Raw genomic sequence first — 22,577 nt, forward strand, 5'->3', positions numbered from 1 at the left:
CCAAATGCGAGGCAGCCTGACCCTTCCATCCCCATGCCACCCGGCCTAAGCCCCCGGGATGACATCCAATCCCAAAGAGCGGGCTGCGCTCGCTGCCCTCGACCTCGTCGAAGACGGCATGAAGCTCGGCCTCGGCACAGGCTCCACCGCGAAGTTTTTCATCGAGCACCTCGGGCAAAGGGTTCGCCAGGGCCTCGACGTCGAAGGGGTCCCCACTTCGAAAGCCAGTGAAGAGCTTGCGCGCGCCAATGGCATTCCGCTGTTCGAGCTTGCCGAGACGACAGTTCTGGACCTCGACATTGACGGCTCCGACGAGATCACCCCTGATGGCTCCATGATCAAAGGGGGCGGCGGTGCCATGCTGCGCGAGAAGATCGTCGCGCGGGCCTCGAAGCGCTTCGTGATGATCGCCGATGTTTCCAAGCGTGTTCAGACCCTCGGCGCGTTCCCGCTGCCGATCGAGGTCATCCCCTTCGGCCAGGCCGCCACCATCGGCGAGGTCCGGCGTGAGCTAGAGCGCCTTGGCTACGAGGGAACCGACATCAGCCTCCGCTCAGCCGAGGCAGGCGGGTTCTTCGAGACCGACAGCGGCAACCTCGTGGCTGACCTCAAGCTCGGCCGTATCGAGGACCCCAAGGCCCTCGACGAAGCCCTGACCATGATCCCAGGGGTCGTCACCACCGGCCTGTTCCTGGGCTGCGACGTCCACCAGATCCTCGCCACCGAGGATGGTCTCCTTAATGGCTGACGAACAGACGCCCTACGAGAACCTCAGGACCGCCATCAGCGCTTATGGCGAAGCGGCTATGGAGAACTTCCTTCGCTGCCGGGCTTTCGGTCATGCCGTGGCCGTCGGGCTGAACGGCTATCTGAAAGCGCCTCAGGCATGCGTCTCCCTGGTGCCGCCAGACGGCCCGTTCAACCCGGCGGAGACCTATGGCGACAAGGCGTTCAGCTATGATCCTGCGCGCCCCATCCGGCTTGAGCCCATCGCGTTCGGCATATCCGTCACCGTGCCTAATGAGGAGGATTCAGGCTCCCTCTGGATCAGGAGCGCCGTGATGGTCGAGGTGAAAGACGAGCGCTTCGAGGTGATGGTCGCGAACCAGCCCATCGTCCGTGTGCCGCTTGAGTTCACCGGCAACCTCGAGCCTGTCTATGAGACCCTGATGGCCGAGTTCCTGCGCATGTTCCGCAAGGAGCTCGCCGACTTTGGCGATCCCAAGTACCAAAACCGCATCGGCTTCGTGCCGCTCCTCCCCGAAGAATCCGAGTAACCAAGGGGCCTCCGTCCCCGAAGGAGCCGAGATGGCTTACGATTACGACCTTTTCGTCATTGGCGCAGGTTCCGGCGGGGTCCGAGCCGCGCGTCTCACCGCCCAGGCAGGCTTCAAGGTGGCCTGCGCCGAAGAGAGCATGCCCGGCGGCACCTGCGTCGTCCGCGGCTGCGTTCCGAAGAAGTTTTTCGTCTTCGCGTCCGAGTACGGACACATGATGGAAGACGCCAAAGGCTATGGCTGGTCCTTCCCCGAGGCACCGAAACACGACTGGCCGACCTTGCGCGACAATGTGCAGGCCGAGGTCCAGCGGCTCTCCGGCATCTACTCCAACATCCTCGAAAAAAACGGCGTCGATCACATCAAGAGCCGCGTTGTCCTCGTCGATCCGCACACGGTGCACATCGTCGATGAGGACCGTCAGGTCACGGCGGACAAGATCCTGATCGCGGTCGGTGGCCGCCCTATCATCGACGAAAGTATTCCGGGTGCAGAGCTTGGCATCGTTTCGGACGATGCGTTCTTGCTGCCCGAGCTGCCCAAGCGCGCCGTGGTTGCTGGCGGCGGCTACATCGCGGTCGAGTTCGCTTACATCATGGCGGGTCTCGGCGTGGACGTGACGCTCGTCTATCGCGGGGAGCGCGTCCTGCGCGGCTTCGATCCTGACCTTGCGGCTTACGTCGAAAGCAATTTCGAGCGCGCGGGCATCCGCTATATCAACAACACCGTCTTCACGAAGATCGAGGAGCAGGGTGGCGCAAAGCACGTCCACCTTATGAATGGCGAGACGCTGGAGACGGATCTCGTCTTCTGGGCCATCGGCCGTCGTCCGAACACGAACGGATTAGGCGTTGACCGGGCCGGGATCGAGACGGACCGCGCAGGGGCCATCGTCGTCAATGATGACAGCCAGACCAACCAGCCTTCGGTCTTCGCCGTGGGCGACGTCACCAACCGCGTGAACCTGACCCCGGTCGCGATCCGCGAGGCTGCCGCCTTCGTCGAAACGCAGTTCAAGGACAATCCGCGCCGGATGGATTATGCGGACATCCCGAAGGCCGTCTTCTCCCAGCCGCCCGTCGCCTCCGTCGGCATGACCTCCGCAGAGGCCAAGGCCGCAGGTTATGGCGTCGACGTCTACATGACGAACTTCCGTGCCATGAAGAACGTGCTCGCTGACAATCCCGAGCGGGTGATCATGAAGCTCGTCGTCTGCCAGAAGACCGACAAGGTCCTCGGCTGCCACATCGCAGGGACTGAGGCAGGCGAGATGGTTCAGGTCGCCGCCATCGCCGTGAAGGCAGGCCTCACGAAGGCCCAGTTCGACGCCACCTGCGCTCTGCACCCTACGGTCGCGGAGGAACTCGTGACGTTAACCAACGTCGTGGAAGAATAAGGCCGGAGCTTTCGAGAAAAGACCGAAGCGATGAAGAACCTGATCCTGACCGTGCTCCTCCTCCTGCCGCTGGCTGCCTGTTCCGAGGGCACAGTGGTGTTCCTCGAGAACGACACGCGCTGCGCCATCGACGATATCCGCGGCTATCTCGTCAGCGATGGCGGAGAGGAACAGCTCGTCTTCGCGATCAACCGCGCCGACCCAAGAGCACAGCGTCAGGTTTACTTCCAAGGCCCCAAGGACGCGACGCTCCTGATCAGAGCTCAACTGCCGGAAGGCTTCGAGGTCAGCTATGATCTGGCAGGCCGGGGGGCTCAGCCCGTGCTCCCGCTTTCCGACGCAGGAACCTTCGACTGTAGACTCCGCTCGGCGGAGGAGTTCTAGCCATGCGCGTGATCATCTGCGGCGCGGGCCGCGTCGGCGTCGGGATTGCCCAGCGCTTGGCGGAAGAAGACGCCAACGTCACGGTCATTGACCAGTCAGCGAGCCTCATCCGTTCGATCACGGAGCGCCTCGACGTACGCGGCGTTGTCGGTTCTGGTTCCTACCCTGACGTTCTTGTCGAGGCAGGTGCGCGCGAAGCCGACATGATGATCGCCGTGACGCACTCGGACGAAGTGAACATCGTCGCCTGCCAGATCGCGCACTCGGTCTTCAAGATCCCTACCAAGATCGCCCGTATCCGCGCCAAGAGCTACCTCCAGACGCGGTATGCTGATGTTTTCAGCCGGGACAACATCCCGATCGACGTCATCATCTCGCCAGAGCGCGAGGTCGCCGCCTCGGTCATCCAGCGCCTGACGACGCCCGCAGCCTTCGACGTGAAGTCCTTCGCCGACGACAAGGTCTGGGCCGTGGGCCTCAGGCTCCGCGAAGACAGCCCGATCCTCGCAACGCCCCTGACGCAGGTGCGCGAGCTCTTCCCCGACCTGAAAATCACCGTCCTCGGCGTCAACCGCCGGGGCAGCTTCTTCCGCGCAGGCCCCGACGACCAGCTCGAAGAGAATGACGAAGTCTTCTTCACCGCCGCGAAGGACCATGTCGAACGCGCCATCGCCATCATGGCCGAGGGCTATACCCAGGCCCGCCGCGTCGTGATCGTCGGCGGCGGCAATATCGGCCTCGACGTCGCCCGAGCCCTCGAAGAGCAGGGCAAGATGAAGATCCGCATCATCGAGCGCGACGAGAAACGCGCCGCCTTCATCGCCGAGCGCCTGCGCAAGACCATCGTCCTCCACGGCTCAGGCCTCGACCGCAACGTCCTCGCCGAGGCCGGGATCACCGAAGCCGAAGCCCTCGTCTCCCTCACTGACAGCGACCAGGCGAACCTCCTCGCAGGCGTCATCGGCAAGAGGGAAGGGGCCCGCCGGGCGCTCATCCTGACCAACGAGCCGTCCTACGGCACCCTGGCGCAGTCCGTGGGCATTGACCGCTTCATCGACCCCCGCGCGACGACCATCTCCACGATCCTACAGCATGTCCGCCGTGGCCGGATCAAATCTGTCTACTCGATCCTCGACGGTCAGGCAGAGCTCGTCGACGCCATCGCGCTGGAGACCTCGAGCCTCGTCGGCACGCCGCTCGGCCGGGCAGACATCCCTGGCGGCATCATCGTCGGCGCCATTGTCAGGGGCCCCGACGTCATCCTCCCAACGGCAGAAACCGTGGTGCAGGCAGGGGACAGGGTTGTCCTCCTCGCCATGCGTGACGCTGTCCGTGATGTCGAAAAGATGTTCCGCGTCGGGATCAGCTACTTCTAGCTCCGCGTCGCCTATTCATCTGTAAGCAGAATGAGCGAGACCCCGCCGGATTCTGGCGCCAGCTTCATTTCGAAACCGTCGCCCGATATCCGCGGGTCTCGCAGGCGGTATGGCCGCCAACCTAGTCCCCCGCGCGCGGTTTATCCCACCGTCATCGCTAGGGACACCATCATCCTAAAGGTTAACGGCGTCAATGTCATCGACAAACGAATCGCAGTTGGCGGGTCAGACAGGCTCCGTGATCGACTTTGACAGTGGACTGAAGAGCTTGGGGCCGTCTTCTGTCACTGCAAAACAATCCTCGAGGCGCACGCCGAACTCACCGAAGGTGTAGAGCCCCGGCTCGTTCGAGAAGCACATGCCCGGCGCAAGCTCCATTGTCTCGCTCTCGACGAGGTTGATGGGCTCGTGTCCCTCCATGCCGATCCCGTGGCCAAGCCGGTGCGAGAGGCCCGGGGTCTGGTAGCGAGGGCCCCAGCCGAGGCTCTCATAGTAGCTACGAACCGCCCGGTCGACGGAGCCAGCCTCACGCCCGACCAGAGCGTTCTCGAGCGCAATCTCCTGACCCCGCTTCACCGTCTCCCAGACCTCACGCTGTTTCTTCGTCGGCTCGCCGAGCACGAAGGTCCGCGAGACGTCGCTCTCATAATCATGCACCGCGCAGCCGCAATCCATCAGCACGATGCCCCCTTCCTTCACCGTCTGCGGAGCATCAGTGCCGTGGGGATAGGCGCTCGCATCGTTGAGGAGCACCATCGAGAACTGAACGTTGCCGCCATGGTGCCGCGTCCGCTGGCTCATCAGGGCACTGACGTCCTGCTGGCGCATGCCCGGCTCGATAGCAGCATGGACGTCGCGATAGGCGGCGAGTGTCACGTCGGTGGCGACCTGCATCAGGGCCAGTTCGGCGGGAGACTTGAACATCCGGCACGCGCGGACATAGGGCGCACCGGGAACGACTTTGGCGGAAGGAATAGCCGTGCGGATACCATCCGCGATGAAGAAGCGCACGCTCTCCTCGATGCCGATCTCGCCATCGCCGACCTTCCAGTCGTCAGCATAGGAACGGACTACGGCGAAGGGGTCCTCGTTCTCGTTCCACGTCCTGACCGAAGCCGGCACGCCGATCGTCTCCTGCACCGAAGGCTCCTCGAAGAAGGGTGTCACCACCCCGACCTCGCCCTCGGCAGGAATAAGCAGAAGCGTCGGCCGCTCGGACCGCCACCATCTGAGCCCCGAAAAATAGATCATCGAAGCACCGGGTTCGATCACCAGCATACGGACATTGGAAGCACGCATCAGGCCCTGCACCTTGGCGAGGCGCGCCATCCGCTCGGCCCGCGTGATGGGCTTGGCGCTCGCCGCGATGTTTTGCGCGGCGGAGGGCATGAGCGGCGCGGCGGCTCCTGCGACAGCTAGGGCGCCAGCGGATTTCAGAAGCGTGCGTTTGTCGATCATCGGGCTCTCCTTCGTCGCGCGGGACCGTGGCAGGGGCAGGCGCGAGAAGCAATCGGCGCCGTAATCCGCCGCGCAAGCACCGGACTCCAGCCATTTCCGCCGCAAAGCTGCGGATCAAGCGCGCCGGGCAGGCGGTCGGCGTGCTATCTTCAGGGGATGAGTTCGTTTCTCACCGCGTTCACCGCCGCCATCGCCGCTTTTGCGCCCGCCACCCTCACCGAAGAGAAGGCGCGGGCCGACCTTGAGGCCGCAGCCCAATTGATCCGTACCGAGCACGCGGCTCCGTTTGCTCACTTGCCCGAGGAAGACTGGCAGGCAATTGTCGATCGTCAGCTTGCGGCTCTTTCAGGGGAGGTCACGGTCCTTGATCTCCACCGGAACCTGACGCGAATGGCCGGAGCGCTCGCCTGTGCCCACAGCTTCGTCAATCTTCCTGAGGACTTCGATGCGCCATTCAAAAAGGATGCGCAGGGCTTCCCCGAGCCCGTCAGGATCATCGGTGGACGCCTGTTCTTCGCGGGCGGAAAGCTTGCGGGCCAAGAGGTTCTGTCGATCAATGGCACGCCCGCACCCCTCGTTCTCGATGCTGTCCGAAACGGCGTTGTGATTGATGGCTTCGGCGAAGACCGGAAAGAAGGGGAAACAGCTCGCCGCTTCGCCTATTTCTACGCGACACAGATTGATCCTTCCCCTGAGGAATTCATCGTCTCTGTCGAAGGTCAGCGGCGGCCCCGGCGGCTCGAGCCGACCGAGGGCCTTTCTTCGCCCCAGGGCGATCCCGATGATCCCTTCCTTGAGGTTTCAGCCTCGGATGGCGCATTAGAGGTTCGCATCGGTGGGTTCTACGACCGGGACAGCGACGGTCAGTTCACCGACCTTCTCGACACGGTCAGGGCGAGCCTGGCCAATGACCCGGCCCAGCCCGTTATCGTCGATCTGAGGGGGAACCCCGGCGGCATCGACGCGTTTGGCGTGGCCACCATTGGGCTCTTCGCCGACGAGCCCTTCACGGTCTATGACGAAGTCACCGCCAATCCCGGCTTTGACCGCGAGGGCTACACGCTGGAAGAGCGCGCTGATGGTACACTGACGGTCATCGGTCTCGACGGGACCGAGGAAACAGCGCCTGCCTCTACGGAGCACACAGGCCCGCTCATCATCATCGTGGACAGCCGCACCGGCTCGACGGCCGCAGATGTGGCGAGCCATCTCGATGCCTTTGAGGATGCCATCATTGTCGGGGAGGAGACGACCGGCGCCTACAACGCCAATTCGAGCGGCTACCTCGATCTCCATGTCCTGCCCAATTCTGGCGCAAGGCTGTATCTGCCGCGCTTCCGCTACATCACGAGCGCCGCCGATGACCGCTTCATCCATCGCGGGATCATCCCGGACGTCCCCGTGAAGACCTTGCCCGAGGACCTCCGCAGTGGACGGGACCGGGCCCACGAAGTCGCGCGGGACATTGCGGCGGGCAGCCAGCGATAGCGCCGGCTACAGAACGGCACGACATCGCAACCAAACCCCGCTAGGGGGCCACGCGATGTCGCTCGTACCCGTCCTTCGTTTCCTCGCTTTTGCGCTCTTCGCGGTCGCGCTCGCAGGCCTTGGTCCTTTGCTGCTGGCCACGGGGTTCGATGAGGATCCTGCGCCGTTTGCGGCGGCGGTCTTTATCGCGACCTTCCTCGGCGGCTGCTTCTATGCGTTGAGCCGCACCATGACCCTGACGCCGCCGGTGCGTTCGGGATTCCGCGAGTTGATCCTCGCCCTCTCGATCTTCTGGCTGGCCGTCCCGTTTGCCGCCTGCCTGCCCTTCCTCGCCCAGGGCTTCAGCTTCTGGAGCGCTTGGTTCGAGGCCGTCTCCGCCGTGACCACCACCGGCGCGTGGCTCTCCGAGCCTGCGGCAAGGGTCAGCCTCTCAGGGATGCTCTACCGCGCCAGCCTCGAATGGCTTGGCGGCATCGTCAGCCTTGCCACCGCAGCTGCGGTCTTCGTCCGGCCTGAGTTCATCGGCGTCATGCCGCCGGTCCCGCCTTTCGCGCGGGGCAAGCGCGACAGCTATCTCCGCGCCTTCTCCAGCGCCTTTAACGCCTTCCTCCCGGTCTACGCAGGCGTCACCGCGATGAGCTTCGCAGCCTTCCTCTTCACCGGTGTCCCCGTCGAGGACGCTGCAGCCCTCGCGCTCTCCCTCATCGCGTCGGGCGGCTTCGCCCCAACGCCGGGCGGCATCGAAGCCTACGGCACCGGCACGGTCTTCGTCGCAGGCGTCACGCTCTTCGTCTCGGCGGTGAACTTCGTCGTCATTGCAAGGCTCGCGCTGAGGGGAGGGGATCGCCTGCGCTCAGGCCCCGATCCTGAGACCCGCGCGCTGCTTCTCCTCATCATCCCCGTCGCGACCCTCTTCTGGTTCACCCTCGAAGGCTGGGCGTTCGAGAATTACCCCGCCCAGATCTTCAACGCGATCAGCCTCCTCTCCACCAACGGCGCTCTCATCGGAGAGATCCCCCAGCTCACCCCGCTCCTCGTCACCGCCGTCATCGGCGGCGCAGCCGTCTCTACGGCAGGCGGCATCAAGCTCCTCCGCTGGCTCATCACGTTCGAGCGGCTAGGCCACGAGCTCTGGCAGCTCGTGCACCCCGGCGGCGTCCTCAACACGAGGCGCCCGCCGCTCTTTGAGTTCGGCGTATGGATCCACACCATCGCCTTCACGATCGTCCTCAGCTCCCTGACCCTCACGGTGGCGTTCTTCGGCTACGAGTTGGAGCTGGCCGTCGGCGTAGCGGTGGCTGTCGTCACGAATGCAGGCCCCCTGATCGAGGCCGTCCCCGGCAGCACCACGGACTACATTCAGTTCGCGGAGCCCCTCAGGATCGTCCTCGCCCTCGGCATGATCGCAGGCCGGCTCGAGCTCATCCTCCTGCTCCTCGTTTTCGACCCGGACTTCTGGCGCGCCTGAGCAGAGCACCCTGCGACCCCCTGTCGCGCTCAGTAAATCAGCGCTCTGCTGATCGTTTTCACCTGAGCCCCCCTTGCCAGCTAAGGGGGCAGCCTCTTACATCGCTGCAGCGCAGCATTTTGCGCGACGATAATGAGAGAGCAGAGCCGTGGACAAGCCGAGACCGCTCCAAGACATATTCTTGAATGAAATTCGGCGCCAGAAGGTGCCCGTGACCTGTTTCCTCGTGAACGGCGTGAAGCTTCAGGGCATCGTGACCTGGTTCGACAGCTTCTGCATCCTGCTGCGCCGTGACGACCAGACCCAGCTCGTCTATAAGCATGCGATCTCGACCATCATGCCCCAGGGTCCCGTGGACCTGCATGAGGACGTCACCGCAAGCTAAGGACCGGACCGTCGCGTAAAGAGCCGTTCGAAACCGCCAGGCCCGCCGAGAAGGCGTATGTCATCCATTGTGAGCTGTCCGGCACCGGGCGCTCCCTCCGTTCCGCCGAAGGCGCGCTGGAGGAGGCTGCGAGTCTCACCCAGGCCATCGGCATCGAGGCCGTGCGCGCCGAGAGCGTGAACCTGCAGGAAGCCCGCCCAGCCACCTTCCTGGGTCAGGGCAAGGTCGACGAGATCGGCGCATGGCTCGAAGCGAACGAGGACGTCGAACTCGTCATCGTCAACGCCCAGCTCTCGCCGGTCCAGCACCGCAACCTTGAGCGCGCGTGGAAGCGCAAGGTCCTCGACCGGACGCAGCTCATCCTCGAAATCTTCGGCGAGCGCGCCCAGACCAAAGAGGGCACGCTCCAGGTCGCCCTCGCGCACCTCACGTTCCAGCGCTCGCGCCTCGTCCGCTCCTGGACCCACCTTGAGAGGCAGCGCGGCGGCGCGGGCTTCCTCGGCGGCCCCGGCGAGCGTCAGATCGAGAGTGACCGCCGCATCCTCGCGGAAAAGATCGACCGCCTGAAGGCCGAGCTTGAACAGGTGCGCCGCACACGGAACCTCCAGCGCCGGAAGCGCAAACGCGCGCCGAGCCCTGTGATCGCCCTTGTCGGCTACACCAACGCGGGCAAGTCGACCCTCTTTAAACGGATCACCGGGGAGGAGACCTTCGCCAAGGACCTCCTCTTTGCGACCCTCGACCCGCTGATGCGCAAGATCGAGCTGCCGTCAGGGACCGACGCCGTCCTCTCCGACACGGTGGGCTTCATCTCCGACCTGCCCACGGGCCTCGTCGCCGCCTTCAGGGCGACGCTGGAAGAGGTGCTGGAAGCCGACATCGTCGTCCACGTGCGCGACATCAGCCACGAAGAAACCGACGCCCAGCGCCAAGACGTCATCGACGTCCTCGCCGAGCTGGGCCTCACCGAAGACACCGACGCGGTCTTCATCGAGGCCTGGAACAAAATAGACGCTCTCCCCCCGTCTTCCCGGAATGGCGAAGCCATATCCGGGACCCATGAACCAACATCAGCATACCCCGAGACCACGGCAACAAATCCGCCCACGGACAACCCCTCCGCTACAAACGCGGAGGAAGGAGCCGAAGAAGCAGAGCCGTCTTCCCGGAATGGCGAAGCCATATCCGGGATCCATGGACCAACAGCCGAAGAACTCAAAACCCTCGCCCGTGATCGCGCGGACTCAGCCGAAGGCACACCCAAGGACCCCCTCACCGTCGCCCTCTCGGCCCAGACGGGGGAGGGGGTCGAAGACCTCCTCCGGCTCATCGACGCAGAGCTGACGGCCCTGAGGACAGAAGTCACCTTCGCCCTCAAGGCCGAAGACGGCCAGGCCGCCGCCTGGCTTTACCGCCACGGAGACGTCCTCACCGACGAAACCCAAGAAGGCGGCACACGAACCATCAGCGTACGCTTAGAGCACAGAGATGTAGGCCGCTTCGAGAAAGAGCATGGCGGCGTGCCCGTGACGGACGACGAAGCACGGGCGGCAACGGCGTAAGGCAGGGCGAAGCGATCCGCCGTAGGGTGCATGTAGGCAAAGCTGAAATGCACCTCACTTGAGTCAGTTAATGCGGGTGAGAAATGTCACTACGAAATAAAATCATAGCACTCATACTGTTTTTCATCTGTTGTTTGATATTCGTAGGTCTTGGTGCCCTATACCTGATAAATCAGAGCGATATCTGGCTATGGTCTGCTTTTGCAGTGATGGCTTTCGGAATTTTTGTCACAATCCATATGGTTCTCAATGATTGAAACTATGTCTGCAAGTCCAATTCGAGGTAAAACAAGCAACCTAGGTCGCCTATCTAAATACCAACGAGGTTGGATAGGACCCCTCTAACCACTTGAGCAACAGGCTAGGGCGGAACGCGAAGCCAGCCGCCGATAGATGAAAGACGAATGCAGTGAAGCTCCGCAGAATCGGCTTGTACATGCTCCCCGTCATAACGCTTCTGGCGGTGGCGACGTTCCTTGTACCAGAGGGCGCAATATCCGTCGTGTACTTCCTAATGACGAGCGCGTTCATCATCGCCTGCGTCGGAGCCAACTTCTTCGCCTTCGGACCAGTCTGGGAGCGCTTCAAGGGTTCCGAAGCCAGCTTCGCCAAACAGCTCTGGATCATGTCCCCCAGGGTTCTGCTCGTCATTCCCTACATCATGGTCCCCATGGCGGCGGCCGGGCTCGTGGCCTTCATCCGTTGGGGGTGAGGCCGGTTTGCCCTACCGCCACGGAGACGTCCTCTCCGACCAAACCGAAGAAAGCGGCACACGAACCATCAGCGTACGCCTCGAACACAGGAACATAGGCCGCTTCGAAAAAGAGTATGGCGGCGTGCCGGTGACGGACGACGAAGCGCGGGCAGCATCGGCGTAGGGCGGCTTGCGAAGCCAGCCGCCGGAGCGCGCTGCGGGAGCTGACCGACGCCCTTTTTCTGCGTCTCTACGATCTGCTCGGATAGCTTGCGAATCTATGTTCGTAGGTGGTTACTGCAAAGCTATGGAAATCAAAGATATCCCGCTCGCTGCGCTAAGGGTAAACCGCGCTAACGATCGACACGGCCCCGTTGCGGATGAGCCAACCGCGATAGAATGGCTTCTCGAAAACTTCGCGAGCGCAATGAGGAAGCTTGCGAAAGATATCAGCGAGCAGGGGGCCGTCTACGAGCCTCCTCTGGTGATGGAGGAAGACGGCGTTTACGTTGTCTACGATGGCAACAGGCGAACCACGACGCTCAAGCTACTTGTTTCACCACAGTTAGCACCCACTAGGCAGTGGGCTGACTTCTATGAAAAGGTCCGCCAGACCTTTGCGGGCGAGCTCCCGCGATCTCTTTCATGTTGGGTGGAGACAGATAAGGCACGCTTGGATGAGATTCTTTACCGACGCCACAATGGGAGTCAGGGTGGTGTCGGCCAAGCCGCTTGGGATGACCGAGCGAAGTCGAACTTTCAGCACCGGACAGGCAAGAAATCTTCTGTAGACGTTGCTGAGCAGATAGAACGCCTTTTGGCTGATGCAGGGCGTCTTCCCGACGTCACGGCGATCCCACGCTCAAATCTGCGAAGGCTGCTTTCTGCAGAAGTTTATCGGCGTCGGGTTGGCGTCACAGTGAAGGATCGTAAGCTTGTGTTCTGCAGAGCACCAGAAAAAGCACTAGCCGCGTTGGAGAGGATTGCTTCTGATTTAATCAGCAAAAAGATCACTCTTGACGATATCTGGGATGCAGATGCGAAGACAAAATACCTGGACAGTTTGGACAGCCAGGGCGTTCTTCCGACTGCAGAAGACATTCTTCCTGAAGTTTCTACTCTTGTAGCATCGAACTCAAAGCAAGCTGGTGGTGGATCGGAGGCAAAAGGCTCTGATGGTTCTACGAACGCCGAAAATGAAGGGAATTCCGAGCCTGAGAACGACCAAGGGGGAGGCGTTAAGATCAAGCCATCAAGCCCTCGTCACGAGAGATGGACTTTGATCCGAGCGGTTGATCTTGGAATCGAAGAAACTACCTCCAATCGAAGGGCGCTCGATATCATCAATGAACTCCAGCATAACCTCTTTTTTGGCCAGCACGACAACGCGATAGCTGTACTTTTCCGAGTACTGATAGAAATTTCGACTGATACATACGCGAAGGAGGTTGGTCTTGACCTTCGATGGAACGACAAGCTTTCCAATCGCTATAGCAAGGTGCTGACAGAACTTCGGGAACGAAGAGCGCTGGAACGGAAGTATGCTGAGTTTATTAAAAAGTTTGAAGGCTCCGAGCCCTTGCTCTCAGCGCATACATTTAACGCCTATGTTCATGATGAAAAAGTCTTCCCGTCGCCTGATCATCTGAAGACGATGTGGGATACGCTTCAGACCTATGTCGTGGCATGCTTGTCATATCGGGCGCCGTAGGAACCTTATCCCCACCCCCCAAAACCACCCTATAATCCCATCATCGCGGCAGGAGCGGGATCGGCTGGTACCGTCGCCTTTCGGCCTGTCGTTTCGTGGAGGCCCACATTTTTGTGGCGCTACCGCTCACTCGCGTTCGCTATATGAGCGCGCCGCGCAGGAGCGCGGGTGCTTCGCTCGAGCTAAGCACCTCTCTCCGCTGCGTGCCGCCGCGTCAGCGGCCAGTGCGCTCAAGTAGCGAGCGACAGCGAGCGGTAGTGCCAAGAAAAAGACTGGGGCTTTGGAGGCGTGAGCTCGGGATGGGCCGTCTCCGAGGTAGTGGCTGAAGCGAACTTGCGCGCGAGGAGGGTGTGGGAGCCCTTGTGCCGCCGCTCCAAAACAAAGAACCCATCCGTCGCGGCGACCCGCGCGCAAGGTTCCCGTCTCTCCTGACAAGCCGGACCCCCGGGCCGGCCCTTCAGCCTGCCACAAAAAAAGCCGCCCCGAAGGACGGCTCTTGCTGGTGAGGGGGAGGGCCTTAGCGCTGGGGCTCGTCCTCTTCCTGGCCTTGCGTCTCACCACTCGCCCCCAGATCATCGGGGAGGGTGAAGGCGTCCGGAGCTTCCGCCTCAGGCGCTTCGTCCTCGCCCGGGCCAAGAATGTCGGTGAAGTCCTGCTCACCCAGCTCGCCCTGCTCCTCGATCGGCAGGAAATTGACCTCGTTCTCGCCGCGGTCCACGACCAGCGAGAAGACCAGCGAGTTGGCAAAGAACAGCGCCGCCAGCACCGACGTCGCGCGGGTCAGCGCCGTCGCCGTACCGCGGGCCGACATCATGCCGCCTCCGCCGCCACCGCCGCCCATGCCGAGGCCACCTGCGCCGTCGGAGCGCTGGAGGAGGACCACGCCGATCAGGGCGAGGACGATCATGGCTTGGATGGTCAGAATGATAGCGGTCATGACGCTTCCTGCTTGGACTGGCTGACAGCCGACCGCTGCGGGAAGACCGCAGTGATGGCTCGAAGCGCGCTCTCTAGAGGCGAGCGTGCTGCCATTTCAAGCCGCTGATCGACCCTTTCGACGGCGTCCAGACATCTTTCCGGATGAGAATGGTGCAATGCGTGCCCGCCGCCATCGACGATATCGAGGCCACAGTTCGGAATCTCGCTCGCCAGCTTCCGCCCATGGATCGGCAAAAGCACCGTCAGATCATGGGTCCCCGCCACGATCTCCACCGGCACGTCGATCTCCGGGTAGCGCTTTTGAAGGGGCACCAGCTGCTCATAGAGGCGGCAGATATCCTCGGCGTTCCAGCGGAACTCCTCGGCCCTGAACCCCAGCGCCGTGCGGGTCCGGTCGAAATAATAGGAGGCCGCCTTGCAGCCCTTGAGAGCTTGCGCCACCCCGCGCTTGACGCCGTACCGGGCGTAAAGAGCGATGAAGGTGCGCCTGAACAGCCAGCCATAACGTGGGTTCAGCGCCACGCGGATGTACCACCTCACCCCGTAGGGCCAAGGGTGGCTGACCGGAGCAACGAGGACCACGCCTGCCACATCCTCAGGGTAGGCGAGGGCCCAGACAAGGGCGGTGGCTGCGCCGTAGCTTTGACCGACAACCACGTAGCGCTCGCCCCCTTCCTTACGGACCGCTTCGCGCATGCCAGCCACCTGTACCTCGATGCGGTGGCCATGCTCGGGCCGTTCGGAGAAGCCGTGGCCTGGGCGGTCGGGAATGAAGACCTGCCGGTTCTTCGACAGCTCGGGCGCGAGGTCGAGGTCCATGTCGAGGCCGTTGGTGAAGCTGCCGTGGAGCATGACCACCGGGAGTTTGTCTCCCTGATCCTCGCCCCGCGCGATCATATGCAGCCGGCCCTGCTCGGTCTCGTAGATGCTCCCCGCCGGCGGCTTCTCCTTCGCCACGCGCCGGTCGTTCCAGTAGGAATAGAGGACCACGGCGACGAGCAGTGAGAATGCCGTCAGGACGAAGAGCTGCGGGGTCATCAGGCCGCCCGGGCGATCCCGAGGAAGTCCTCGGCCTTGAGGCTGGCGCCGCCGACAAGCGCGCCGCCCACATGAGGCACCGACAGGATCTCGGCTGCATTCGAGGGCTTCACCGAGCCGCCATAAAGGAGGGGGGTCTTCTCACCGAGATAGTCGCGCATGGACTGATGCATGGCAGCGATGTCGTCCGTTGAGGGCACTTTGCCAGTGCCGATCGCCCAGATGGGCTCATACGCCACGATAACCCGGTCGGCGATGCCGTGGACAAGTTCGAGCTGGCCTTTGACGAAGCTCTCGGCCTTGGCGGCTTCGCGGGTCTCCAGGCTTTCGCCGACGCAGAAGACCGGGACGAGGCCAGCGCGCAGGATCGCCTCGACCTTGCCCGCAAGAACGTCATCGTCGTCGCGGAGTTCGTCACGGCATTCAGAATGGCCCACGATGCAGTAGGTGGCGCCTGCGTCCGCAATCATCTCTGCCGAGACGCGGCCAGTGTGGGCGCCGCTTTCCTTGGCGTGGCAGTCCTGCCCACCGAGGAGGACATTGCTCCCTGCAAGGGCCTCGCTCATCGCCATGATCAGGGTCGCCGGCGGGCAAATCACGAGCTGATCGCCCGGCTTTGCGCCTTCCGCCACTTTTTTCGCCTCAGCCAGCCCAGCCTTGAGGCCGTTCATCTTCCAATTTCCGATGATGAGCGCCATAAGTCCTCTCCAAAGTCCTGGCCGCCGTTTGCGCGAAGCTGCTTCGCTTGCAAACCCTGCCCGGTCATCACAAACGCCTCGTTACGACGACGAAGAGACGCCGATCTATTATGCTGAAAAGTTTCCGTAACCTCCTCGAAGGCCCGGGCCGCTGGATTTTCCTCATCCTGCTTTGCGCAGCGTTCGGCGTCTTCGGCGTCCCTGCGCTTGAGAATTTCGGCGGCAGCTCGGCTGTGACCGTTGGCAAGCAGGAGGTCTCGGCCAGGGATCTCGAGCTTGAAGTCAGGAATCAGGTTGCCCGGATTCAGCAGCAGAACCCTTCGGTGACCCGCGATCAGCTGATGAGTGCAGGCATCGGCCAGCAGGCTCTCGACACGCTGATCGTTCGGGCGCTCCTCGAAGAGGAGGCCCGCAAGCTTGGCATCGGTGCTCCGGACGAAGTTGTTCAGGCTTACATCCGCCAGCTTGACGGTCTCACGGACCCCGAGACGGGCCGGTTCCAGCAGGAGCGCCTTGCGCTGTTCCTGCAGCAGGAGCGGATGACACCCGGCATGTTCGGCGACATGATGCGCAGCGAGATCATCCGGAACCAGCTGATCGGCGCACTCGGCGCGAACGCTCCGGCGCCGGAGGAGCTGACGCGCTACTACATCCTTCGCCGGCTGGAGAGCCGTGAGGTGCGTTACGCGCTTCTGCCCTCCGAAGGTGCCGCGGCCGAGCCGACCGATGAAGAGATCGAGGCGGCTTACCAGGCCTCGCTCGACCAGTACCAGACGCCGGAGTACCGGACGCTCACGGTGCTGACGATTACCGAGGACGACGTCGCAAGCGAGGTCACCGTCAGCGAAGACGACCTGCAGCAGCTCTACAATGCCCGTGTTGGCGCGGAGGCAGCAGCAGAGACCCGCAGCATCCGCCAGATCCTCGTGCCCGCTGCGTCGGCTGACGAAGCTGCAGCGCTCGCAGCGGACGGTGCTGACCTCGCTGCTATCGCCGAGGCGACCTCGGCTCGGATTACGACGTTGAACGACCAGCTGCGCAGCACCTTCGTCAACGAAGATCTCGCCGAAGCCGTCTTCGCCGCCGAAGAGGGTGCGCTTGTCGGCCCGATTTCCACAGACTTCGGGACCGTGTTTGCCGAAGTCGCAAGCATCAGCGCTTCGCAGGGCCGCAGCTTTGAAGAGATGCGCGAAGAGCTCGAAGCTGAGCTACGGTCTGAGATCTCGCAGGACAGCCTGATAGAGCTGGTCGAAGAGTTCGAAGGCCAGCGTGACTTAGGCGTCGGGATCGAGGCCGCTGCGGAGACCGTCGGCCTTGAGGCGCGTACGGAAGGTCCGCTGGACCGCGAGCTGATCACCCGCTTTGGCGCCATCGCCAACGTGCCCGCTGCGCTTGGGCAGGAAGCTTTCCTTCTCGCTGAGGGTGAGGAGAGCCGTTCGGTGCGCCTCGAAGATGGTTATGGCTTCGTCACGGTCGAGCAAATCACGCCGCCTGCACCTCGTCCGCTGACGGAGGTTCGCTCGGAAGTCGTCGCAGCCCTCAAGGCTGAGCGCCGAGAGAATGCCGCGAACGAGCTCAAGGCTCGCTTTCAGGCGCTTCTTGCTCAGGACAAAGACTTTGCTGCTGCAGCGACGGAGCTCGGCGGAACGGTGGAGACCGTGACGTTCGGCCCAGGATCGCAGCCTGAGGGCTTGCCCGCAGGACTTGCTCCGCAAGCCGCCAACGCATCCGTCTCAGAGCTCTTCTCCTTTGGTGCAGCTGACAACCAGGTGGTCGTCGGCGAAGTCACCGGCGTCAGCTTTGAGCAGCTCGATGCCCTCGAGGCCGTTCTTCCTCAATTCGCTGTCCAGATCGGTCAGTCGATCTCCGGCGAGCTGAGCCAGGCCTACCTGGAGGCCCTGCAGGAGAGCACGAACGTCAAGCAGAACGCCCGTCAGATCGCCCGCGGCCTCGGCCAGGATACCCAGTGACGGACGCTGGCTACCGGAGCCTCGCGCCTTCGTTCGAGGCATTCCGGGAGGTCCATGACCGGGGTGAGCGGCAGCTCGTCTACCGGCGGTTCCTCGGCGATCTCGAAACGCCGCTTTCGGCGTATCTGAAGCTGACGGGCGACCGTCCGGGTTCGTTTCTCCTTGAGTCCGTCGAAGGTGGGGAGCAGCTTGGCCGCTACTCTACCATTGGCATGGCGCCTGATCTGTTCTGGCAGTGCAAGGACAATCGCTGGCAGCTTCTTGGTGAGAATGGCGAGGAGCTTGCGAGCGGAGAGGATGCGCTTACCTCGATCCGTCAGCTGACGGAAGCCGAGCGGATCGAGATGTCGCAAGACGTCGAGGAAGACCTGCCGCCGATGGCGTCGGGGCTCTTCGGGTTCTTTGCCTACGACTTTATCCGCTATTTCGAGCGGCTGCCTGAAAGGCCGGAGGATCATCTCGGCCTGCCAGATGCCTATTTTGTAAGGCCCACAGTGGTCGCAACCTTCGACAGTGTGCGGAGGGAAGTGGTCCTTGTAACCGCTGTCCGGCCTGAGGATGGGGTCTCGGCTGAGGATGCCTACGCCAAGGCAGACGATCGCCTCGAAGCGCTTCTCGGCCAGCTGCGCCAGCCGCTCGATGTGCCGAAAGCCGTGCCGACGGATGCGCCGCAGTTCGCGTCGAACATGACCCCTGAGGCCTATCTGGACTGCGTTCATCAGGCCAAGGAATACATTGCTGCAGGCGATATCTTCCAGGTGGTCCTGTCACAGCGTTACTCGGCCGACTTTGGCGGCTCGCCGCTCGACGCCTATCGGCACCTCCGGCGGATCAATCCTTCGCCGTTCCTCTTCTACCTCAATTTCGAGCCTGCGACGTTCCTCGGCGCGAGCCCCGAAATTCTTGTCCGTGTGCGGAACGGCGAGGTGACGATCAGGCCTATCGCCGGCACCCGTCCTCGCGGCAAGACGCCTGAGGAGGACAAGGCGCTGGAGGCCGAGCTTCTCGCCGATGAGAAGGAGCGGGCAGAGCATTTGATGCTGCTCGACCTTGGCCGAAACGATGTCGGGCGCAGCGCGAAGCTCGGCACGGTCACGCCCACGGACACGTTCTTCATCGAGCGTTTCAGCCATGTGATGCACATCACGTCGAATGTCACAGGTGAGCTGAAGGATGACCTCACGCCTCTCGACGCCATGCTCAACGGCTTCCCCGCGGGCACGCTGACCGGCGCGCCCAAGATCCGCGCTATGGAGATCATCGACGAACTCGAGGTCTCGGCGCGCGGGGTCTATGGCGGGGCCATCGGTTATTTCGGTGCGGACGGTGAGTTCGACAGCTGCATCGGCCTGCGCATGGCGGTGGTGAAGGACGGCAAGGTCCACGTCCAGGCTGGCGCGGGCGTTGTCCATGACAGTGATCCGCAGGCGGAGCTTGATGAGTGCGGCGCGAAGAGCCGGGCGATCAAGCTGGCTTTTGAGCTCTGTGCAGAAGGCGCGCTTTAGCTGCCGTCGTCGGCCGCACCGGCGCTGGCAAGAGCGCTGACCAGCACGAAGCGGTAGGCCTCCCCTTTTGCCTCTGCCCAAGCGTTCAGGGCACTGATCGTCGAAGGGTAGGGGTGGCCGATCCCCACCGCATAGCCTCGCACCTCCGCGGTCTGCTCCAGCATCCCGAGCTGCCGCTCCACATGCTCCGCGCCCCTGCGGCCGAAGTCGCCGTCGAGGAAGAGGTCGGCCTCCACGACCCGCGCACCCAGCCGCTTGCCCTCCCGGTAAGCCACGCTGCGCGGGCTGGTCTTGGAATCGAGAAAGTAGAGCCCCCGGGTACGCGTCTCGGCCATGACGACACGCATCGCGGCGGTACTCTCGGTGGCGAGGCTGCCCGTATGGTTGTTCACCCCTGAATAGCCTTCGAGCTTGCCAAGGTTCCGGACCGTAAGCCGCCGGGTCTCCGAACCCGGCCGCGCAGGCACCATGTCAGGCCCGGCATCCTCGCGCCGCCGCTTAGGCTCCATCGGAAGGTGCAGGATCGCCTCATGCCGCGGATCGAGCGCGTCCAGCATCCCCTGCGCCTCCGCCCCATAGGGAAGGAAGGCCACCGTCGCAGGAAAGGGCAGGCGGTTCACCGCGCGAAAGCGCTCCCAGTCGAGGCCGACATCGTCAATCACGATGGCGATCAGCGGCCGTTCATCCACCTTCTCCGGCAGGCGCAGGGGCACGCCCTCGCGCAGATCCTCCGCCTTGCCGGGCGCGGCGAGGAGGAGAATTGCGCTGAGCGCTGCGAGTGCTAAGCCTCGGTTTTTCGACTTGCGTGCCGCCATGATCCTGATCGTCGATAACTACGACAGCTTCACCTACAACCTTGTCCAGCTTCTCGCCCCGTTCGGTGATGTGGCCAAGGTCGTACGTAATGATGCTATGTCCGCCGAAGAAGCGATGGCGCTCAGGCCTTCGGCGGTGATCCTCTCACCCGGCCCCTGCACGCCCGATGATGCAGGCATCTGCCTCGATATGGTGCGGCTGGCGAGTGAACAGAATGTACCGCTTTTCGGGGTCTGCCTCGGCCACCAGTCCATCGCCCAGCACTTCGGAGCGAAGATCGTGCGCGCTGGCAAGCCGATGCACGGCAAGGTGAGCCAGGTGAAGGCCAAGGCGGATCCTCTCTTCACCGGGATCGGTGAGACCTTTGAGACCACCCGCTATCACTCCCTCACCGTTGAGCCTTCCTCCGTACCCAGCACAATCGACGTACTGGCGCATGCCGAGGACGATGGCGAGATCATGGCGCTGAAAGTGATCGGCAAAGAGATCTACGGTGTCCAGTTCCACCCAGAGAGTTGGCACACGCCCGATGGCGTGACCATGCTCTCCAACTTCCTGGCGCTTGCCGGGGTGAAGGCCGCAGCATGAGCTTTCTCGACATTCTCCGCCGCGTTGCCGATGGCGAGACACTTGGCGCCCGCGACATGGAAGCGGCGCTGAGCCACATCTTTGAAGGCGAAGTGCCGGAAGAGCAGGCGGCGGCGTTCCTCACGGGCCTGCGGGTGCGCGGCGAGACGACCGAGGAGCTTCTTTCCGCTATCCGCTTCCTGAAGCTCCGTGCAGTGAATATTTCCTCGCCCGAAGGCGCGGTGGATTGCTGTGGCACTGGCGGCGACGGGATCAGCACGGTGAATATCTCGACCGCCGTGGCCATTGTTGCTGCGGGGGCAGGGGTGACCCTTGCCAAGCATGGCAGCCGGGCCGTGACTTCGAAGTCGGGCTCGTCGGAGGTGCTGAGCCAGCTGGGCGTTGACCTGACCGAGACGATCGAGACGCAGGAAAAGCGGCTGGCCGAGGACGGCCTCGCTTTCCTCTTTGCGCCGAACCATCACCCGATCCTCGCCAAAGTTGCGCCGCTCCGGAAGGTTCTGGGCCTCAGGACGATGTTCAACATCTTGGGTCCAATGATGAACCCGGCGGGGGCGCGCCGTCAGCTGCTCGGTGTTTTCGATGCAGCGCTGGCTCCACGCTTCGCGGAAGTTCTGCGTGCAGAAGGCTCGAAGCATGCTTGGGTCGTCCACGGCGCGGGCGGGATGGATGAGCTGTCCCTCGCCGGCGGCAATGAAGTCACCGAGCTCAAGGACAATGAAGTCCGCAGCTTTGTCGTCACGCCGGAAGATGCTGGTCTCAAGCGCCGGGCCAATGAGGATCTCGTCGGCGACACGCCTGAGGAGAACGCCAAGGCCTTGCGTGCGGTCCTTGAAGGCGAAGAGGGGGCTTATCGCGACGCTGTGCTCTTTAATACGGCGGCCTCTCTGATCGTTGCGGGCAAGACGGATGATCTGACCGAGGGCGCAAAGCTTGCTGCTGAGGCTATCGACAGCGGCGCCGCCAAGGAAAAACTCCGCCTGCTGACCACGGAGAAAGCATGAGCACCGTCCTCGACAAGATCATCGCCTATAAAAAGGACGAGGTCGCTGCCGCTAAGGAGCGCGCGCACCTCTCCACCGTCGAGGAGCGGGCGCGGGGCTACACCCCGCGCGGCTTCGCGGCTGCCCTTGAAGCCAAGGCCGCAGCTGGCGTGGGGATCATCGCTGAGGTGAAGCGCGCGAGCCCTTCGAAGGGCCTCATCCGCGAGGACTTCCGCCCGGCGGAGCTGGCTGCATCCCTCGAACGCGGAGGGGCTGCGTGTCTCTCGGTGCTGACGGACAGGCCGAGTTTCCAAGGGCATATCGACTTCCTGACCCAGGCGCGGTCCGCGACGACGATCCCGCTGCTGCGCAAGGATTTCATGGTCGACCCCTATCAGGTGCCCGAAGCCCGTGCGGCGGGTGGCGACGCCATTCTTCTCATTCTTGCGGCGCTCGATGACGGCCTTGCGCGCGAGCTTCGCGATGAGGCGAAGCGTTGGGACCTCGATGTTCTCGCGGAAGTCCATGACGAGGAAGAGCTGGAGCGCGCCATGCGGCTCGAGCCCGAGCTTCTCGGCGTAAACAATCGCGACCTACGGACCTTCGAGACCGACATCCAAACGACACCGCGGCTCGCAGCAAAGGCAGGCGGAACGGCGATCGTCAGCGAATCAGGCGTCGACGGGGCGGACGCCATGCGCACGCTCTCGGCGGCAGGCATCAGGCGGTTCCTCATCGGCGAGCACCTCATGCGTGCAAGCGATCCGGGTGTTGCGCTGGAAGAACTCGTCAAAGCTGTTGACGGGTAAGAGGAACAACCTTAGAACGGTCGCGATTTGTT

Annotated in this window: 22 protein-coding genes and 1 pseudogene; 18 read left to right on the forward strand and 5 right to left on the reverse strand. The window is 62.9% G+C overall.

Annotation, left to right across the window (positions count from 1 at the left end; translation table 11 throughout):
* Positions 1-58 precede the first annotated feature (58 nt).
* Genes rpiA through trkA form a run of 5 tightly spaced genes read left to right on the forward strand, consistent with a single transcriptional unit; the run spans position 59 to position 4,433 of the window.
* Positions 59-748: a ribose-5-phosphate isomerase RpiA gene (rpiA, locus tag HK107_RS15345; protein ID WP_173201383.1), complete on the forward strand. Its 690-nt coding sequence runs from the start codon at positions 59-61 to the stop codon at positions 746-748.
* Complete coding sequence (locus tag HK107_RS15350; protein ID WP_173201385.1) at positions 741-1,277, forward strand: hypothetical protein; 537 nt, start codon at positions 741-743, stop codon at positions 1,275-1,277. The genes rpiA and HK107_RS15350 overlap by 8 nt, the downstream gene beginning before the upstream one ends.
* A 31-nt stretch (positions 1,278-1,308) precedes the next feature.
* Complete coding sequence (gorA, locus tag HK107_RS15355; protein ID WP_173201387.1) at positions 1,309-2,673, forward strand: glutathione-disulfide reductase; 1,365 nt, start codon at positions 1,309-1,311, stop codon at positions 2,671-2,673.
* 30 nt (positions 2,674-2,703) lie between these two features.
* Entirely contained in the window at positions 2,704-3,057 is a 354-nt protein-coding gene (locus HK107_RS15360) for a hypothetical protein (protein WP_173201389.1), read from the forward strand.
* Positions 3,058-3,059: 2 nt separating this feature from the next.
* A complete protein-coding gene (trkA, locus tag HK107_RS15365; RefSeq protein WP_173201391.1) occupies positions 3,060-4,433 on the forward strand; it encodes a Trk system potassium transporter TrkA in 1,374 nt (457 codons plus the stop codon).
* A 225-nt stretch (positions 4,434-4,658) separates the two neighbouring features.
* On the opposite strand, the gene HK107_RS15370 is transcribed toward trkA, so the two are convergent.
* The gene (locus HK107_RS15370; protein ID WP_173201393.1) at positions 4,659-5,891 is read right to left on the reverse strand and encodes a M24 family metallopeptidase; all 1,233 of its coding nucleotides are present in this window, start codon (positions 5,889-5,891) and stop codon (positions 4,659-4,661) included.
* A gap of 156 nt (positions 5,892-6,047) precedes the next feature.
* Between HK107_RS15370 and HK107_RS15375 the strand changes: the two genes are divergently transcribed.
* From HK107_RS15375 to HK107_RS15405, 8 genes and pseudogenes are all read left to right on the forward strand, one after another.
* The gene (locus tag HK107_RS15375; protein ID WP_173201395.1) at positions 6,048-7,379 is read left to right on the forward strand and encodes a S41 family peptidase; all 1,332 of its coding nucleotides are present in this window, start codon (positions 6,048-6,050) and stop codon (positions 7,377-7,379) included.
* Between the two features lie 55 nt (positions 7,380-7,434).
* Positions 7,435-8,847, forward strand: a complete 1,413-nt coding sequence (locus HK107_RS15380) for a TrkH family potassium uptake protein (protein ID WP_173201397.1) — start codon at positions 7,435-7,437, stop codon at positions 8,845-8,847.
* Between the two features lie 148 nt (positions 8,848-8,995).
* A complete protein-coding gene (hfq, locus tag HK107_RS15385; protein ID WP_173201399.1) occupies positions 8,996-9,232 on the forward strand; it encodes an RNA chaperone Hfq in 237 nt (78 codons plus the stop codon).
* Positions 9,233-9,294: 62 nt separating this feature from the next.
* A pseudogene (gene hflX, locus HK107_RS16130) lies at positions 9,295-10,266 on the forward strand (GTPase HflX); the annotation flags it as partial.
* A 156-nt stretch (positions 10,267-10,422) separates the two neighbouring features.
* Complete coding sequence (locus tag HK107_RS16135; RefSeq protein WP_408636691.1) at positions 10,423-10,794, forward strand: hypothetical protein; 372 nt, start codon at positions 10,423-10,425, stop codon at positions 10,792-10,794.
* Positions 10,795-11,230: 436 nt separating this feature from the next.
* Entirely contained in the window at positions 11,231-11,506 is a 276-nt protein-coding gene (locus tag HK107_RS15395; protein ID WP_173201401.1) for a hypothetical protein, read from the forward strand.
* 7 nt (positions 11,507-11,513) lie between these two features.
* Positions 11,514-11,672 carry a hypothetical protein gene (locus tag HK107_RS15400; protein ID WP_173201403.1) on the forward strand — a complete coding sequence of 53 codons (159 nt, stop codon included), beginning with the start codon at positions 11,514-11,516 and terminating at the stop codon, positions 11,670-11,672.
* Between the two features lie 123 nt (positions 11,673-11,795).
* Entirely contained in the window at positions 11,796-13,199 is a 1,404-nt protein-coding gene (locus tag HK107_RS15405; protein ID WP_173201405.1) for a ParB N-terminal domain-containing protein, read from the forward strand.
* 517 nt (positions 13,200-13,716) lie between these two features.
* Here the strand turns inward: HK107_RS15405 and secG are convergent.
* Genes secG through tpiA form a run of 3 tightly spaced genes read right to left on the reverse strand, consistent with a single transcriptional unit; the run spans position 13,717 to position 15,874 of the window.
* Positions 13,717-14,136, reverse strand: coding sequence for a preprotein translocase subunit SecG (secG, locus tag HK107_RS15410; protein WP_173201407.1), 420 nt, complete (start codon positions 14,134-14,136; stop codon positions 13,717-13,719).
* Positions 14,133-15,176 carry an alpha/beta fold hydrolase gene (locus HK107_RS15415; protein ID WP_173201409.1) on the reverse strand — a complete coding sequence of 348 codons (1,044 nt, stop codon included), beginning with the start codon at positions 15,174-15,176 and terminating at the stop codon, positions 14,133-14,135. Before HK107_RS15415 ends, secG begins: the two co-directional genes overlap by 4 nt.
* On the reverse strand, positions 15,176-15,874 hold the full coding sequence (gene tpiA, locus HK107_RS15420; protein WP_173201411.1) for a triose-phosphate isomerase: 699 nt from the start codon (positions 15,872-15,874) through the stop codon (positions 15,176-15,178). Before tpiA ends, HK107_RS15415 begins: the two co-directional genes overlap by 1 nt.
* A 110-nt stretch (positions 15,875-15,984) precedes the next feature.
* Between tpiA and HK107_RS15425 the strand changes: the two genes are divergently transcribed.
* Together HK107_RS15425 and trpE are read left to right on the forward strand one after the other, a co-directional pair.
* Positions 15,985-17,844 (forward strand): peptidylprolyl isomerase, encoded by a 1,860-nt coding sequence (locus HK107_RS15425; protein WP_173201413.1) that lies wholly within the window; start codon positions 15,985-15,987, stop codon positions 17,842-17,844.
* Positions 17,841-19,349, forward strand: coding sequence for an anthranilate synthase component I (gene trpE / locus HK107_RS15430; protein WP_173201415.1), 1,509 nt, complete (start codon positions 17,841-17,843; stop codon positions 19,347-19,349). Before HK107_RS15425 ends, trpE begins: the two co-directional genes overlap by 4 nt.
* Here trpE and HK107_RS15435 read toward each other — a convergent pair.
* On the reverse strand, positions 19,346-20,164 hold the full coding sequence (locus HK107_RS15435) for a divergent polysaccharide deacetylase family protein (RefSeq protein ID WP_173201417.1): 819 nt from the start codon (positions 20,162-20,164) through the stop codon (positions 19,346-19,348). The genes trpE and HK107_RS15435 overlap by 4 nt on opposite strands.
* Here HK107_RS15435 and HK107_RS15440 point away from each other — a divergent pair.
* Genes HK107_RS15440 through trpC form a run of 3 tightly spaced genes read left to right on the forward strand, consistent with a single transcriptional unit; the run spans position 20,163 to position 22,545 of the window.
* On the forward strand, positions 20,163-20,753 hold the full coding sequence (locus HK107_RS15440; protein ID WP_173201419.1) for an anthranilate synthase component II: 591 nt from the start codon (positions 20,163-20,165) through the stop codon (positions 20,751-20,753). The two genes, HK107_RS15435 and HK107_RS15440, sit on opposite strands and share 2 nt — an antisense overlap.
* Positions 20,750-21,757: an anthranilate phosphoribosyltransferase gene (gene trpD / locus HK107_RS15445; RefSeq protein ID WP_173201421.1), complete on the forward strand. Its 1,008-nt coding sequence runs from the start codon at positions 20,750-20,752 to the stop codon at positions 21,755-21,757. Before HK107_RS15440 ends, trpD begins: the two co-directional genes overlap by 4 nt.
* Positions 21,754-22,545 carry an indole-3-glycerol phosphate synthase TrpC gene (gene trpC / locus HK107_RS15450; RefSeq protein WP_173201423.1) on the forward strand — a complete coding sequence of 264 codons (792 nt, stop codon included), beginning with the start codon at positions 21,754-21,756 and terminating at the stop codon, positions 22,543-22,545. The genes trpD and trpC overlap by 4 nt, the downstream gene beginning before the upstream one ends.
* The last annotated feature ends 32 nt before the right edge of the window (positions 22,546-22,577 follow it).

It is taken from the genome of Parvularcula mediterranea, from assembly GCF_013085255.1.
Classification (GTDB): Bacteria; Pseudomonadota; Alphaproteobacteria; order Caulobacterales; family Parvularculaceae; genus Parvularcula; species Parvularcula mediterranea.

Excerpts from the sequence above, each read along its gene's own strand:
- HK107_RS15425 (WP_173201413.1), top strand. The coding sequence starts at position 15,985 with ATGCTGAAAAGTTTCCGTAACCTCCTCGAAGGCCCGGGCCGCTGGATT.
- trkA (WP_173201391.1), top strand. The coding sequence starts at position 3,060 with ATGCGCGTGATCATCTGCGGCGCGGGCCGCGTCGGCGTCGGGATTGCC.
- trpC (WP_173201423.1), top strand. The coding sequence starts at position 21,754 with ATGAGCACCGTCCTCGACAAGATCATCGCCTATAAAAAGGACGAGGTC.
- HK107_RS15405 (WP_173201405.1), top strand. The coding sequence starts at position 11,796 with ATGGAAATCAAAGATATCCCGCTCGCTGCGCTAAGGGTAAACCGCGCT.
- tpiA (WP_173201411.1), bottom strand. The coding sequence starts at position 15,874 with ATGGCGCTCATCATCGGAAATTGGAAGATGAACGGCCTCAAGGCTGGG.
- HK107_RS15360 (WP_173201389.1), top strand. The coding sequence starts at position 2,704 with ATGAAGAACCTGATCCTGACCGTGCTCCTCCTCCTGCCGCTGGCTGCC.
- rpiA (WP_173201383.1), top strand. The coding sequence starts at position 59 with ATGACATCCAATCCCAAAGAGCGGGCTGCGCTCGCTGCCCTCGACCTC.
- gorA (WP_173201387.1), top strand. The coding sequence starts at position 1,309 with ATGGCTTACGATTACGACCTTTTCGTCATTGGCGCAGGTTCCGGCGGG.
- trpD (WP_173201421.1), top strand. The coding sequence starts at position 20,750 with ATGAGCTTTCTCGACATTCTCCGCCGCGTTGCCGATGGCGAGACACTT.
- HK107_RS15375 (WP_173201395.1), top strand. The coding sequence starts at position 6,048 with ATGAGTTCGTTTCTCACCGCGTTCACCGCCGCCATCGCCGCTTTTGCG.
- HK107_RS15395 (WP_173201401.1), top strand. The coding sequence starts at position 11,231 with ATGCTCCCCGTCATAACGCTTCTGGCGGTGGCGACGTTCCTTGTACCA.
- HK107_RS15440 (WP_173201419.1), top strand. The coding sequence starts at position 20,163 with ATGATCCTGATCGTCGATAACTACGACAGCTTCACCTACAACCTTGTC.
- HK107_RS15435 (WP_173201417.1), bottom strand. The coding sequence starts at position 20,164 with ATGGCGGCACGCAAGTCGAAAAACCGAGGCTTAGCACTCGCAGCGCTC.
- secG (WP_173201407.1), bottom strand. The coding sequence starts at position 14,136 with ATGACCGCTATCATTCTGACCATCCAAGCCATGATCGTCCTCGCCCTG.
- HK107_RS15415 (WP_173201409.1), bottom strand. The coding sequence starts at position 15,176 with ATGACCCCGCAGCTCTTCGTCCTGACGGCATTCTCACTGCTCGTCGCC.
- HK107_RS15370 (WP_173201393.1), bottom strand. The coding sequence starts at position 5,891 with ATGATCGACAAACGCACGCTTCTGAAATCCGCTGGCGCCCTAGCTGTC.
- HK107_RS15350 (WP_173201385.1), top strand. The coding sequence starts at position 741 with ATGGCTGACGAACAGACGCCCTACGAGAACCTCAGGACCGCCATCAGC.
- HK107_RS15380 (WP_173201397.1), top strand. The coding sequence starts at position 7,435 with ATGTCGCTCGTACCCGTCCTTCGTTTCCTCGCTTTTGCGCTCTTCGCG.